Below are 13,814 nucleotides of genomic sequence, written 5' to 3'. Positions count from 1 at the left end.
GGATCAGCCCTTGACCGCGCCCTCGCCGACCCCGCGGAAGAAGTACCGCTGGAGGCAGGCGAAGAGGACGATCAGCGGCGCGACGGCGATGATCGTGCCCGCGGCGACGAGGCGTTCGTCGTTGGCGAAGGTGCCGTGCAGGTAGTTGAGACCGATGGTGAGGGTGAAGTTCGACGGGTCGCTCAGCACGATCAGCGGCCACAGGAAGTCGTCCCAGGCCCCCATGAAGGCGAAGATCGCGACGACCGCGAGGGTGCCCTTCACGGCGGGCAGGGCGATGCGGTAGAACCGCTGCCAGACGTTGGCGCCGTCGACGAAGGCCGCCTCCTCGATCTCGTAGGGCAGGTTGAGGAACGCGTTGCGCATGAGCAGCACGTTGAGGGCGCTGACGCAGCCGGGCAGCAGGACGCCGACCAGGGTGTTGTTGAGGCCGAGCTCCCGCATGGTGGTGAACTGGGCGATGATGATGCCCTCCACCGGGACGAGCATGGTCAGGATGAAGACCAGGGTGGCGACGCGGCGGCCGCGGTAGCGCAGCCGGGCCAGGGCGTAGCCCGCGAGCGCGGCGCCGACGCAGTTGGTCACGACGTTGGCGGCGGCGACCTTCAGCGAGTTCAGCGCGTAGTCCCAGACGGGGATGGTCTCGGCGACCCGCTCGTAGTTGTGCAGGGTGGGATCGGAGGGCAGGAACTTCGGCGGGGAGCTGAAGATGTCCTCCGTCGGGCCCTTCAGCGAGGTCGACAGCTGCCACAGGAACGGGCCGATGGTCAGGGCGAGCACGCCGAGCAGGAGCAGGTAGCGCAGGACGAGTTCCCAGACGCGTACCCGCCGGCCGTTCTCGTCGGTGATCCGGGGTTCCCGGGTGCGGGCCGGGGACGGCGCCGGCTGCGCCGCGGCGGGGCGGACCTTCTCCGTGACGCTCACGACTCCTCCTTCCGGTCGGCGCGCAGCACGAGCAGCATCAGGACGACGGTGACGGCGAAGACGACGACGGAGATGGCCGAGGCGTAGCCGACGCGGCCGGTCAGGCCGGTGCCGGTGCGCTGCACGAGCATGACGAGGGTGGTGTCCTCGCCCGCCGGGCCGCCGTCCGGGCCCGCCATCAGGTACACCTCGGAGAACACCTTGAAGGCGGCGACCGAGGCGAGGGCCGCGACCAGGACCATGGTGGAGCGCACGGCGGGCATGGTGACGGTGAGGAAGCGGCGGACCGGGCCCGCGCCGTCCACGGCGGCCGCCTCGTGCAGTTCGCGGGGCACGTTGGCCAGCGCGGCCAAGTAGATGATCATGTAGTAGCCGAGGCCCTTCCAGACCGTGACGGCCATGGCGCTGAGCAGGATCAGCCACTGGTCGCTGAGGAAGCCGATCCGGCCGACGCCGATGGTCTCCAGCACCGCGTTGACCAGGCCGCGTTCGTCCAGCATCCACACCCAGATCAGCCCGACGACGACGATCGAGGCGACGACCGGGGTGTAGAAGGCGGACCGGAAGAAGGTGATGCCGGGGATGCTCTTCTGCACCAGCAGCGCGAGCAGCAGCGGCAGCAGGACGAGCGCGGGCACAACCCCGAGGACGTACAGGGTGCTGTTGCGCAGGCCGATCCAGAACATGTCGTCGTGGAGCAGTTCGCGGAAGTTGGCCAGGCCCACGAACTCGCCCGGGACCAGGGTCCGGCGGTCGGTGAAGGAGTTGACCAGCGTCGAGACGAACGGGTAGAGGATGAACGCGCCGGCGATCAGCAGTCCGGGTGCGGCGAACAGCCAGGGGCTGCTGGGCAGTTGGCGCCGCACCCGGCGCGTGCCGGAGGACACGGTGGAGCTCGCCATGACCCTCAGCCCTGCTGCTTCAGGAGCCGGTCACAGGCCTTGACAGCGTTGTCAAGAGCCTCTTCGGGGCTCTGCTTGCCCTGGAGCGCCTTGGCGACCTCGTTGCGCAGCTCGGTCTTCATCTGCTCGCTGAACAGCACGGGCGTGTAGTTGACGGCGGTCTTCAGCGACTTGGCGGCGGCCACCCGGACCCGGGTCTCGTCGGTCCCGTCCTCCTTGGTGAAGTACGGGTCGTCCAGCGAACCGGCGCTGCTGGGGAAGACGGCGACCTGCTTGGCGAACGACGTCTGGTGGGCGGCGTCGGTGACGAAGCGGGCGAAGGCGACCGCGGCGGGCTTGCGGTCGCTCTGGGAGTTCACCAGCAGGCCCATGACGTACATGTTGACGTGGCCGGTGCTGGTGATCTGGTCGGTGATGCCGATGTTCTCGTACAGGCTCGGGGCCTGCTTCTTGAAGTTGGCGAGGTCGAGCGCGCTGCCGGGGTTCATGGCGACGGCGCCGGTCAGGAACTTCTTGCCGGAGGACTCGGGGGTGGCGGTGAGCGCCTGGGAGTCGAGGCCTCCGGCGTCGTACAGCTCCTTGTAGCGGGTGAGGAGTTCGACGCCCTTGGCGTCGTTGAAGGCGAAGGCCGTGCCCTCCTCGTTCATGAGCGGGACGCCGTAGCGGCCGAAGTCCTCGATGGTGGGCACGTTGGCGAGGGTGGCCACCTCGCCGTCAGTCTTCCGGGCGATCTGCAGCGCGGTGTCGAAGAGTTCGTCGTAGGTCGTCGGTGGCTTCTCGGGGTCGAGACCGGCCTTCTCGAACAGGGACTTGTTGTAGAACAGCGGGCCGGTGTTGAGGTACCAGGGGAACGCGTAGGTCCCCTCCATGCCTGGCACCTGCTGGCTGGCCCAGGCGGCCTCCAGGTAGTCCTTCTCGTACTGCCCGGCGGCCTTGTCGAGGTCGAGGGCGAGGCCGGCCGTGGCGAGCGGGGCGGCGAGGTCCGGGGAGACGTTGACGACGTCGGCCAGGGTGCCCCCGGCGGCGTCGGCGCTGATCTTGTCGGCGTAGCCCTCGGCTGGCTGGTCGACCCACTTGACGTCGGTACCGGGGTACTTCTTCTCGAAGTCCGCGATCAGGCCCTCGAAGTAGTCCTTGAAGTTGGCCCGCAGGTTCCAGGTCTGGAAGGTGATGTCGCCCTCGACCTTGCCGGAGGCGTCGGACGAACCGCCGTCCCCTCCCGACCCGCAGGCGCTGAGCGGCAGGACGAGGGCGGCTACGGCTGCGGCAGCGAGGCTTCTGCGCGATGTGGGCACGGTGACACGTCTCCCTGGAGGACGTCGGCGGTGGGATGACGATGACCATGCACGCCGCGTTCGCAGAAAGTCAATGGATTCACGGCAACTAATGCGGCAGGGGCAGCATTAGCGCAGGTCAGAGCCGTCTTGAGCGGTTACTTGCCAGGCCCACTAATGCGCTTTAGGATCTTCCCACTCAAGCGCTTTAGCTGATGTATTGGAGAAAGGAACGCGCATGCCGGCCAGACGGCCCGCCGCGCGCCGGCCGACGATGAAGGACATCGCACGGCGGGCCGGGGTCTCCGAGAGCGCGGTCTCCTTCGCGCTGAACGACCGGCCGGGGGTCTCCGAGGTCACCCGTGACCGGGTGCGCCGGGTCGCCGAACAACTGGGCTGGCGGCCCAGTACGGCGGCCCGCGCGCTGTCCGGCGAGGGCGCGGCGACGGTCGGCTTCGTACTGGCCCGCCCCGCGCACACGCTCGGCGTGGACTCGTTCTTCCTGCAACTGGTCTCCGGCATCCAGGAGGTGCTGGCGCGGCGCCATCTGGGGCTGCTGTTCCAGGTGTCCGAGGACGTCGACGCGGAGTGCGGGGTCTACCGGCGCTGGTGGGCCGAGCACCGCGTGGACGGCGTCCTGGTGGTCGACCCGCGCACGGACGACCCGCGCCCGGACCTGCTCGACGAACTCGGGCTGCCGGCCGTGGTGATCGGCGGGGCCCCGGACGAGCGCCACCCCGGGCTGTCGACGGTGTGGGCGGACGACGCAGGCGCGATGGCCGCTCTGGTGGACGGGCTCTTCGCGCTCGGCCACCGGCGGATCGCGCACATCGCCGGGCTGCCGGGGCTCGCCCACACCGAGCGCCGGATCCGGGCCCTGCGCGCCGAGGCGGAGCGGCGGGGCCTCACCGAGGTCCAGTCGGTGACCACCGACTACTCCGACGCGGAGGGCGCGGCCGTCACCCGCCGGGCCCTGGAGAGCGCCGCTCCCCCGACCGCCCTGGTCTACGACAACGACGTGATGGCCGTCGCCGGGGTCGCCGCGGCGGCGGAACTCGGCTTCTCGGTGCCGGCGGACGTGTCGGTGGTGGCCTGGGAGGACTCGGCGCTGTGCCGGATGGTCAAGCCGTGGCTGTCCGCGCTGTCCCGGGACAGCGTGGAGTTCGGCCGCACGGCGGCGACGGAACTGACCGCCCTCCTGGACGGCGGTCCGGCCCGGACGGTCCGGGTTCCGGTGCCGCGGCTGATCGAGCGGGACAGCACAGGGCCGGCCCGGCGGGTCTGAACGCGGCGGGCCCGGCCACTCCGACGTGCCGGGCCCAGCACGCCCGAACGCCGCAGGCCCGACGGACCCGAACCGAGCGAGCCCAGCACGCCCGAACGCCGCAGGCCCGAGGACCCGAACCGAGCAGGACCGGCAGGCCCGAACCGCGTGGGCCCGACGGACCCGAACCGAGCGAGCCCAGCACGCCCGAACGCCGCAGGCCCGAGGACCCGAATCGGGTGGGGACGGCGGGTCCGAATCGGGTGGGCCCGGCGGGCCGCACGGGTCCGCGGCTCCCGCACTCTCGACGCGAGGGTGTCGGGCGGGCAGAGTGCCGCCTGCGTACTCGCCAGTAATCCCGTCCCATCGCACTCCGAGGAGTCCCTATGACCGACTGGGCCGGCCGGACCGCCGCCGAGATCGCCGCCGCCGTACGCGAGAAGCGGGCCACGCCCCGTGAGGTGGTGGCGGAGCATCTGGCCCGGATCGAGCGGCTCGACGGCCGCGTCGGCGCCTTCCGCGCGGTGCGCGCCGAGGCCGCGCTCGCCGAGGCCGACGAGGTCGGCGCCCGGGGCGACCTGGGCGAACTCCCGCTGGCCGGCGTGCCGGTGGCGGTCAAGGACAACCTCGCCGTGCGGGGCGAGTCCGTCCGGGTCGGCTCGGCCGCGACGCCGGACACGCCGGCCGGCGCCGACCACGTCACCGTGGCCCGGCTGCGGGCGGCGGGCGCGGTGGTGGTGGGACTGACCAACGTCCCCGAACTGTGCGTGTTCGGCACGACCGAGGGCGTGCACGGCACCGCCCGCAATCCGTGGGACCCGGCCCGCTCCGCGGGCGGTTCCTCGGGCGGCAGCGCGGCGGCGGTGGCCGCCGGGATGGTGCCGGTCGCGCTCGGCAACGACGGCATGGGCTCGCTGCGCATACCGGCGGCCAACTGCGGCCTGGTCACCATCAAGCCGGGGCACGGCGTGGTGCCGGCCCAGATCGGCGACGGCGAGTGGTTCGGCATGTCCGAGAACGGGCCGCTGGCCACGACGGTCGAGGACGCGCGGGTGCTGCTCGCGGTCCTCGCGGACACGTCCCCGCCGGCCCGTGAGGACTCCGGTGCCCTCCGCGTCGCCGCGTCCCTGCGCAGCCCGCTCGCCGGGGTCACCGTCTCCCGCCCGTACGCCGACGCCGTCCGGGAGGCGGCCGGGGTGCTGATGCGGGCGGGGCACCAGGTGCGGCGGGCGGACCCGCCGTACCCGGCGTCGCTGGGCGTGACCGCCCTGACCCACTGGACGGCCGGTACGTCCGTGGACGCGCGGGAACTGGACCGGCGGCTGCTGGCCCGGCGCACCCGCGTCCACGCGGCCCTGGGGCGGCCCTTCGTGCGTACCGCCGCCTCCGGTGCCGCCCGGCAGGCACTGCGCGCCCGTCTGGAGCCGTTCTTCGCCGAGTACGACGTCCTGCTCACCCCGGCGCTGGCCCGCCGCTCCCCCAGCGCCGCCCCCTGGCACGAGCGCGGCTGGCTGCGCAACATCGCGGCCGACTCCGCGTACTCGCCCTTCACTCCGCCGTGGAACCTGACCGGCTGGCCCGCCATGGCCGTGCCGGTCGGAGCCCTGCCCTCGGGCGCCCCCGCGGCCGTACAGCTGGTGGGGCGCCCGGGGTCGGAGGCGGCGCTGCTGGAGCTGGCGGAGCGGATCGAGGCGCTGCGTCCCTGGCGGCGGACGGCTCCCGTGGACTGAGCGGCGTCCTACAGCGCCCGGTACATGATGTGCAGGCCCACCCGCCCGTGCCGGGGGTGCTCGAAGGCGTCCGGCACGGTGCCGAGGACCGTGAAGCCGAGGGAGGTCCAGAGGCGGACGGCGGGGTTGGTCTCGACGACGGCGTTGAAGACCATGCCCCGGTATCCGTCGGCCTTGGCGGCGGCCAGGACGTGCTCGGCGAGGGCGCGTCCGGTGCCGCGGCCGGCCCGGTCGGGGTCGACCATGAAGCCGGCGTTGGCGATGCGGGCGGCGGGGCCGCCGTAGTTGGGGGTGACGTAGGCGGAGGCGACGACGGTGCCGGTGTCGTCCTCGGCGACGTAGACCCGCTTGGCGGGGTTCATCCACAGCGCCCGGGCGTCCTCCTCGGAGGTGTCCGGGTCCCAGGCATAGGTCTCGCCGGCCGCGACGATGCGGTGCCAGAAGGGCCAGATGTGCGGCCAGTCGCCGGCCGTCGCTTCCCTGATCAGCATGGGCGTGAGTCTCGCACGCCCATGCTCGCGTCAGGCCCCGTGGGTCAGTCCACGCTGGGCAGGATGTGCGGCTCGGCGAGGTCCTCCTCGTAGCCCGCGAGGCGGATGGGGGCGGACCTCGCCCACACGTCGAGGCTGCCGATCTGGCCGGGCCGGCGGCCCGCGCGCTCGGCGTGTTCCTCGGGGCGTTGCTCTGGGCTCGTCGTCGTCTCCGGTGTCACCGCGCACTCCTTATGTGTCGGGTCACCCTCGGGGCCTGGTCGGCCAGTCTGCCGTCCGGCTCCTCGGCGTCCGCTCGGATGTGGGTCGAATGCAGTTCGGACGCGGTGGCGCCGGTAACTCGTGCGAGAGCGGGCCGCTGTGAACGGGCTCGTCCCGTGACGGACCTTGGGTGTGGGCCTCGGGTGTGGGTAGGACCCTGTACTGCCGCCCGTCCGCTCCAGATTAACCAAATGAGCGGGGGTGCGCTCTATGGGGCTCAAAACATGGGGGAACCATTGCCCTTCATTTTCGGGACAGTTGGCCCGACTCTGCCCCGTTTCACCCGCTTGTGCACCGCAGGTAACTCACCCGTTCGGCCCACATCGGCGACCACACCTTCGAATGCCGACGGCGGTGGGTCGCGCAGTTCAGTCGCCGTTGGCTGCGGCGCAAGCTCGCCATGGTCTGCTGCCGGTCGGCAACGGCTGTCTCGTGGGAGGACCGAGGCATGGAACTGCGCAGCGTCGAGGAGCTGATGGATCTGCTGTACGCCTGCCGGGGCGAACGGCCCGTCGCGGGGTGCGGCAGCGGGCCGGTGGACCCGCACGGGCACGCGCTGCGCACCGCCGCACTGCTGCGCCGGCGCCGCCCCGCCGACAAGGAACTCCAGGTGGCCGGTCTGGTCTCACCCGTGGGCCGGCTGCTGTGGCCGGGTGGCCCGGCCGGACGGACCGCCGAGGTGGTGCGCCCCCTGCTCGGCGCCCGCGTCGCCCGCCTGCTGCGCCGTCACGCCCATCCGGAGGCGTGGGCCCACGACGACGACGTGGTCAGTCTGCGCCAGGCGGACGACGAGGCCCGCACGGCGGTGTTCGACGCCGGGGTCCTGGAGGACTGGCGCACGGTGCTGGAGCTGACGGCGGCGCGGAACTCGCGGCTGAGGGCCGCCGACTGAGACGCGCACGGGTTCGGCGCGCGGTGTGCCCGAGATCCAGGAGGCCGCGCGGTGCCCCCGACGGGCGCAGGCCCTTGAATGAGCCGGCCGGCCTGATCCGAACGACACCCCCTGGCCTCGGCCGGGGCGGGCGCGCCCAGGAATTGACGCTCCCGGGCGCCGGCCGCTGCGCTCACCACTTGCCGGGCGCGTAGTCCTTCAGGAAGACGCCGTACAGGTCCTCGCCCGCCTCACCGCGCACGACCGGGTCGTAGACGCGGGCGGCGCCGTCGACCAGGTCGAGCGGCGCGTGGAAGCCCTCATCGGCCAGACGCAGCTTGTCGTAGTGGGGGCGCTCGTCGGTGATCCAGCCGGTGTCGACCGAGGTCATCAGGATGCGGTCGGTGTCGAACATCTCCTGGGCGCTGGTCCGCGTCACCATGTTCATCGCGGCCTTGGCGGCGTTGGTGTTCGGGTGGCCGGCGCCCTTGTAGCCGCGGGCGAACACGCCCTCCATCGCCGAGACGTTGACGACGTAGGCGCGTCCCGAGGCGGCCCGGCGCGCGGCCTCGGCCATCGCCGGGCGCAGCTTGCTGATGAGGATGAAGGGCGAGGTGTAGTTGCACAGCTGGGTCTCGAGCAGCTCGACCGGGGAGATCTGCTCGATGGTCTGGACCCAGGTGTTGGTGTCGACGACGTCGGGGACGAGGCCGCCGGCGTCGATCGCGGTGCCCTCGCGGTGCCGGACCACGCTGGCGTTGCCGGCGACCAGGGCGAGGTCGGCCACCTTCTGCGCGTCCAGGCCCGAGGTGCCGACGGGCAGCGCGGCCAGGCCGTCCACCGCGCCGGAGTTGAAGGCGCCGATGACGTGGTGGGCGGGCAGTTCGCCGGCCGGCAGCGGGGCGCTCTCGCCCTCGACGAGCGCGGCGTAGGCGGAGGGCAGGCGCCGTACGGTCTGGGTGGCGTTGTTGATCAGGATGTCCAGCGGGCCCTGCTCGGCCACCTGGTCGGCCAGGGCCACGGCCTGGGCCGGGTCGCGCAGGTCGATGCCGACGACCTCCAGACGGTGGATCCACTCCGCCGAGTCGTCCATGGCCTTGAAGCGGCGGATGGCGTCCTTGGGGAAGCGGGTCGTGACGGTGGTGTGCGCGCCGTCGCGCAGCAGCCGCAGCGCGATGTACATGCCGATCTTGGCCCGGCCGCCGGTGAGCAGCGCGCGCTTGCCGGTGAGGTCGGCACGGGCGTCGCGGCGGGACCGGTTCTCGGCGGCGCAGTCCCGGCAGAGCTGGTGGTAGAAGTAGTCGACCTCGACGTAGCGCTGCTTGCAGACGTAGCAGGAGCGGGGGCGCTGGAGTATCCCCGCGATCGTGCCCTCCTCCGTGCGGGAGGAGGGCAGGATGCCCTCGGTCTCGTCGTCGATGCGCTGGGCGGAGCCGGTGGCGGTGGCCTCGGTGACCGCCTTGTCGTTGGCGGTCTTGGCGGCCCGGCGCTCCTGGCGGCGGCGCTGCTTGACCATGCGGTAGATGTGCGAGGTGGCCCGGCGGACCGCGATCGCGTCGGGGTGGTCGACGTCCAGCTCGTCGAGTTCCTTCAGCACGTCGAGGCAGACCGCGAGCCGTTCGGGGTCGATGCCGGGGCCGTACGCGGACGCCGCCACCTCGTCCGTGGTCGCCGAACCGTCCTGTGTCACCGTCATCGCCGTCGCCGTTCCCTGATCACCGTCGCGGCGCTCCGGGAGGCGACCGCTGTCGAACAGCGGATTTTATTCAGCGCCGGGCCCGGATCCAAACCCGTCGGGGTCAGGGACGGCAGGCCGTGAGCAACGTCTCCACCTCCTCGGTCAGCGCCCGGGCGAACCGGTCGAGGTCCGGCACGGCCTTCGCGTCGGCGACCAGGCCATAGTGGACCTGTCCCCGGTACGTCGAGACGGCCACGGCGAGGGCGTGGCCGCGGGCCAGCGGCGCCAGCGGATAGACCTCGGTGAGCGGGTGGCCGCCCAGGCGCAGGCCGAGGCTGGGCAGGGGCACGCTGGTGACCAGGATGTCGAACCAGAGCCGCGCGGCCCCCGAGACCAGCGGCCCGCCGAGCCGGTGGCCGAGCGCCGGGACGTGGTCGGCGAGCAGGGCGACGGCGCCGGCGCCCCGGCCGGGTCCGGCGTCCTTGTTGCGGTCCATGGCCGCGCGGACCGTGCCGAGGCGGGAGAGGGGGTCGGGGTCACCGACCGGAAGCCGTATCAGGTACCCGGAGAGACGGTTGCCCTGTGGGTGGGCGGTGCGCGGGCGGCGTTTGGAGACGGGGATCAGGGCGCGGGGCGCGACGCCCTCGCTGCCGTCGCCGCGCTCGTCCAGCCAGCGGCGCAGGGCGCCGGCGACGACCGCGATCAGTACGTCGTTGACGGTGCCGCCGGTGGTCTTGCGCACGTGGTGCACGTCGTCGAGGTCCACGGCGACGCCCGCGGTGCGGCGGCTGCCGGAGGAGGAGGCGGTGAGGGCGGGCGAGGAGCGCACGTCGAGGGTGGACAGGGCCGCGGCGGCGCCGATGTCGAGGGCGCGGCCCGCGTCGGACAGGGCGCCGCGCAGCCGCTCGGGCAGGGCGCGCACGTCGGGCAGGAGGCCGCGCGACGGCTGCTCGGGGCGGGGCCGGGGAGCGGGGAGGTCCATGGGGTCGAGGACACCGGCGGCGAGGGTGAGGGCGCGCAGGCCGTCGGCCAGGGCGTGGTGGAACTTGAAGAGCACGGCGAAGCGGTCCCCGTCCGCGCCGGGGAGCACGTGCGCCTCCCACGGCGGCCGGCCGCGTTCCAGCGGGCGTTCCATGAGGCGGCCCGCGCGGGCGTGGAAGTCCGTCGTCGGGGCGTGCAGCCGGACGTGGTCGAGCGGGTCGAAGTGGGGGTCGGGCTCGCGGGTGGCGCCGCCGAAGGCGAACGGGCGGCGCAGCGCGAGCGGCGGCTGCCAGGTGTCCCGGATCCGCATCCGCAGGCCGGGCACCGCGGGGGCGCGGGCCGCGAGCAGGTCCGCGGCGTGCGCGCCCGCGGTGGGTGACTGAGCCGTGAAGACCCCGAGTGCGCCGAGGTGCATGGGGTGCTCGGCGGACTCGATGTTCCAGAACGCCAGGTCGAGTGGGGCGAGCGGATCGGAAGTCAAGGGCGTGCCTCGCAAGGACGTCGGGTGGACAAGCAGTCAATCGCCCTTCGTCGATTACGGTCAAGTACGATCAGGCTACGCACAGTTAACAGCGGATTAAAGTCCCGCCCCGGTGTGAGGGGCGGGACGGTGGTGAGACATGGGGCGGCTGTGCTCACGTCGGTGCGTGCGGTCCCGCCCCCGGCGGCGTTCCCCACCCGGACGGCTGCGGGCCGACCGTGGACCGAGCGTGCCGGTCCACGGCCGGTCGCTCCCGGCAGCTCAGGCGGCCGGGCAGCCCGCGGGGGTGGGCTGGGACGCGTCGTGGATCAGGGCCTCGTGGGCGGCCCTCACCCGCTCGACGTCCGGTTTGAGGACCTTGCGGTCGTAGGTGGTCAGGCCGTTCAGCTCGCCCTCGACGTCGGAGATCTGGGTGTAGACGGCGCCGTTGCTGCCCCGGCAGACCAGCGCCCGGACCTCGTCGAGCTTGGTGAGGTAGTCGTCCGTGTACGTCTCGGGGTCGACGTCGACGTACGACTGCTGCACCGACCAGGCGTGCCCGGGCACCGCGAGGCCGAGGCCGCCGTACTCGCCGGTGACCAGGGCGCGTTCGCCGTCCGGGGAGGGCGGCAGGGCGGGGCTCGGGTAGCCGTGCTCGTCCATGAGGTCGCCGGCGCCGCCGTCGGCCCCGAGGTTCAGGCCGGACTGGTTGTTGACCAGGCGGGTCGGGTCCCAGGCCTTGGCCTGCTCGGCGACGCGCTTGATGTTGTACTGGCCCCAGCCCTCGTTGAAGGTGACCCACATGATGATCGACGGGTGGCTGACGTGTTCGTCGATCATCTCCTTCATCTCCCGCTCGAACTCGGCCCGGGAGGCGGCGTCCGGGTTGACCCCCGGAGTCATGGAGGGCATGTCCTGCCACACCAGCAGGCCCAGCTTGTCGGCCCAGTAGAACCAGCGGTCCGGCTCGACCTTGACGTGCTTGCGCACGGAGTTGAAGCCGAGCCGCTTGTGCAGCTTCAGGTCGTGGGCGAGGGCCTCGTCGGTGGGCGCGGTGTGCAGGCCGTCCGGCCAGAAGCCCTGGTCGAGGGTGGCCATCAGGAAGACCGGTTCGCCGTTGAGGACCGTGCGCGGTACGCCGTTCACCTTCTCGACGGCGATGGAACGCATCCCGAAGTAGCTCTCCACGCGGTCGCGGCCGACGGAGACCTTCAGGTCGTACAGGAAGGGGTCGTCGGGCGACCACAGGCGCGGGTCGTGGATCCTCAGGGTCAGCGGCTCGCCGGTGCGTCCGCTCGCCGTGGCGACCTTGCGGTGTCCGGCGTACGCCGTCGCCCTGACCCGTACGCCGTCGCGCACGCCCTTGGGCTCTACGGTCAGCGTGCCGGCGTCGACGTCCGGGGTCAGCTTCAGGGAGTCGACGTGGTCCCGGGCGACCGGCTCCATCCAGACCGTCTGCCAGATGCCGGAGCTGGGCGTGTACCAGATGCCGCTCGGGTCCAGGCTCTGCTTGCCGACCGGCGGGTTCTCGGCGCCCCGCGCGTCGGTCGGGTCGTAGACGCCGACGATCAGCTCCTGGGTACGGCCGGGCTTGAGCGCGTCGGTGACGTCGGCGCTGAACTTGTCGTAACCGCCCTTGTGGCCGGCGACCTTGACGCCGTTGACGTACACCTCGGACTGCCAGTCGACGGCGCCGAAGTTGAGCCTGAGGCGCTGGCCGCGGCCGATGTGCCAGTCGCGGGGCACGGTGAAGGTGCGGCGGTACCACATGCGGTCCTCGTGCCGCTGGATGCCGGAGAGCTGGGACTCCACCGGGTACGGGACGAGGATGCGCTCCTTCAGGTCCTTGCCGACCGGGGGCTGCTCGCCGGCCTCGGCGGCGGCGAACTGCCAGCGGCCGTTGAGGTTCCGCCAGTCGTCGCGGGTCAGCTGCGGGCGCGGGTACTCCGGGAGAGCGTTGTCCGGGCCCACTTCGTCGGCCCACTCGGTGCTCAGTTCGTAGGTGGACTCGTTGCCGCCGCTGCTCCAGAAGGCGCTGACAACGTTGCCCTCGGCGTCGGAGAGGCCGCCCTCGCCGTCGTAGCGGACGTCGGCCGTGCCGGGTGCGTCGCCGTCCTTGTTGCCGACGACCGGCTGGTCGAGGCCGACGAGGAGGGCGGTCGGGTCGGCGGGGTCGACCTTCGCCTCGCCGAGCGGCCACCGGGCGCCCCCGATCACCGCTTCGAGGTGGTCGGTGAGACCGGCGGGCGCTGCCGCGAGCGGGCGGGGGAAGTCGAGCTTGAGGGTCCGCCCGGTGCCGAGGACGGTCGTCGCGGTCGCGCCGTCGTAGTCGAAGCCGTCGGGCAGGCGGAACGCGGACTGCGGGACGGGCTCCTTGCTGCCGCCGGGTTCGGTCCAGCGCAGGTGGAGGTTGGAGCCGCCGTAGTGCTCGAAGTACTCCAGCTTGATGTCGTACGACTGGCCCGCCGTCAGCTCGACGGGCTCGGCGAACTGTTCACGGTCCCAGTCGTCGACCCAGTGGTCGATGGCGAGCCGCCCGTCGATCCAGAGGCGGAAGCCGTTGTCGCCGATGATGGAGAAGGTGTGGGCGCCGGTCTTCTCCGGCACCAGCTTGCCGGTCCAGCGGACGCTGACGTCGTCCGACTGCCCGGTGGCGAAGCTCAGGCGCGGCTCCAGCGTGCGGAAGTCGAGCTGCGGGTCGAAGCCGGTCGCCTTGAGCTCGTGGAAGTCGAAGGCTCCCGGGGCGGACTGGGTGTAGTACTCGCCCTTCAGGCCGTGTATCTCGGCGGCGTCGTCGGCGGCCGCGCTCGCGTTCGGCACGGCGGCGAGTGAGCCGACGCCGAGTGCGGCGGCGAGCAGTAACGCCAGGCGGTCTCTGAGTCGTTTGGTGCGCACGGACCCTCTCCTCGAGAACGGGTGGTGGCTCTGATGGCTCAGGACATCGATGTCATACATCGATGTAACACAGAGGTGCAGAG

At 72.2% G+C, this 13,814-nt stretch carries 11 protein-coding genes; 3 read left to right on the top strand and 8 right to left on the bottom strand.

What is annotated here, in order from left to right:
• Positions 1 to 3: 3 nt before the first annotated feature.
• Genes AMK11_RS18280 through AMK11_RS18270 form a run of 3 tightly spaced genes read right to left on the bottom strand, consistent with a single transcriptional unit; the run spans position 4 to position 3,121 of the window.
• On the bottom strand, positions 4 to 924 hold the full coding sequence (locus AMK11_RS18280; RefSeq protein ID WP_073728421.1) for a carbohydrate ABC transporter permease: 921 nt from the start codon (positions 922 to 924) through the stop codon (positions 4 to 6).
• Positions 921 to 1,826, bottom strand: a complete 906-nt coding sequence (locus tag AMK11_RS18275) for a carbohydrate ABC transporter permease (RefSeq protein ID WP_073728419.1) — start codon at positions 1,824 to 1,826, stop codon at positions 921 to 923. Before AMK11_RS18275 ends, AMK11_RS18280 begins: the two co-directional genes overlap by 4 nt.
• A 5-nt stretch (positions 1,827 to 1,831) precedes the next feature.
• Positions 1,832 to 3,121: an extracellular solute-binding protein gene (locus tag AMK11_RS18270; protein WP_073728417.1), complete on the bottom strand. Its 1,290-nt coding sequence runs from the start codon at positions 3,119 to 3,121 to the stop codon at positions 1,832 to 1,834.
• A 217-nt stretch (positions 3,122 to 3,338) separates the two neighbouring features.
• Here AMK11_RS18270 and AMK11_RS18265 point away from each other — a divergent pair, with 217 nt between their 5' ends.
• Positions 3,339 to 4,385, top strand: coding sequence for a LacI family DNA-binding transcriptional regulator (locus tag AMK11_RS18265; protein WP_073728415.1), 1,047 nt, complete (start codon positions 3,339 to 3,341; stop codon positions 4,383 to 4,385).
• 365 nt (positions 4,386 to 4,750) lie between these two features.
• On the top strand, positions 4,751 to 6,094 hold the full coding sequence (locus tag AMK11_RS18260) for an amidase (RefSeq protein WP_073728413.1): 1,344 nt from the start codon (positions 4,751 to 4,753) through the stop codon (positions 6,092 to 6,094).
• 8 nt (positions 6,095 to 6,102) lie between these two features.
• Here AMK11_RS18260 and AMK11_RS18255 read toward each other — a convergent pair whose 3' ends face one another.
• Positions 6,103 to 6,585, bottom strand: a complete 483-nt coding sequence (locus tag AMK11_RS18255) for a GNAT family N-acetyltransferase (protein ID WP_073728411.1) — start codon at positions 6,583 to 6,585, stop codon at positions 6,103 to 6,105.
• Positions 6,586 to 6,629: 44 nt separating this feature from the next.
• Complete coding sequence (locus AMK11_RS37440; protein WP_107429702.1) at positions 6,630 to 6,806, bottom strand: hypothetical protein; 177 nt, start codon at positions 6,804 to 6,806, stop codon at positions 6,630 to 6,632.
• A gap of 488 nt (positions 6,807 to 7,294) precedes the next feature.
• Between AMK11_RS37440 and AMK11_RS18250 the strand changes: the two genes are divergently transcribed.
• Positions 7,295 to 7,738, top strand: a complete 444-nt coding sequence (locus AMK11_RS18250) for a hypothetical protein (protein WP_073728409.1) — start codon at positions 7,295 to 7,297, stop codon at positions 7,736 to 7,738.
• Positions 7,739 to 7,910: 172 nt separating this feature from the next.
• Here the strand turns inward: AMK11_RS18250 and AMK11_RS18245 are convergent, their stop codons facing one another.
• From AMK11_RS18245 to AMK11_RS18235, 3 genes are all read right to left on the bottom strand, one after another.
• Positions 7,911 to 9,413, bottom strand: coding sequence for an SDR family NAD(P)-dependent oxidoreductase (locus tag AMK11_RS18245; RefSeq protein ID WP_073728407.1), 1,503 nt, complete (start codon positions 9,411 to 9,413; stop codon positions 7,911 to 7,913).
• Positions 9,414 to 9,516: 103 nt separating this feature from the next.
• Complete coding sequence (locus tag AMK11_RS18240) at positions 9,517 to 10,857, bottom strand: WS/DGAT/MGAT family O-acyltransferase (RefSeq protein WP_073728405.1); 1,341 nt, start codon at positions 10,855 to 10,857, stop codon at positions 9,517 to 9,519.
• Positions 10,858 to 11,118: 261 nt separating this feature from the next.
• Positions 11,119 to 13,731, bottom strand: a complete 2,613-nt coding sequence (locus AMK11_RS18235) for a glycoside hydrolase family 2 (protein ID WP_073728403.1) — start codon at positions 13,729 to 13,731, stop codon at positions 11,119 to 11,121.
• Positions 13,732 to 13,814 lie beyond the last annotated feature (83 nt).

Source organism: Streptomyces sp. CB02414, assembly GCF_001905385.1.
In the GTDB taxonomy this organism is placed as follows: domain Bacteria; phylum Actinomycetota; class Actinomycetes; order Streptomycetales; family Streptomycetaceae; genus Streptomyces.
Note: the sequence above shows the minus strand (reverse complement) of the source record. Positions and strands in the feature narration are given on the sequence as shown.

Coding starts and splice junctions, on each gene's coding strand:
- AMK11_RS18250 (WP_073728409.1), top strand. CDS start 7,295: ATGGAACTGCGCAGCGTCGAGGAGCTGATGGATCTGCTGTACGCCTGC.
- AMK11_RS18265 (WP_073728415.1), top strand. CDS start 3,339: ATGCCGGCCAGACGGCCCGCCGCGCGCCGGCCGACGATGAAGGACATC.
- AMK11_RS18245 (WP_073728407.1), bottom strand. CDS start 9,413: ATGACGGTGACACAGGACGGTTCGGCGACCACGGACGAGGTGGCGGCG.
- AMK11_RS18255 (WP_073728411.1), bottom strand. CDS start 6,585: ATGCTGATCAGGGAAGCGACGGCCGGCGACTGGCCGCACATCTGGCCC.
- AMK11_RS18260 (WP_073728413.1), top strand. CDS start 4,751: ATGACCGACTGGGCCGGCCGGACCGCCGCCGAGATCGCCGCCGCCGTA.
- AMK11_RS18275 (WP_073728419.1), bottom strand. CDS start 1,826: ATGGCGAGCTCCACCGTGTCCTCCGGCACGCGCCGGGTGCGGCGCCAA.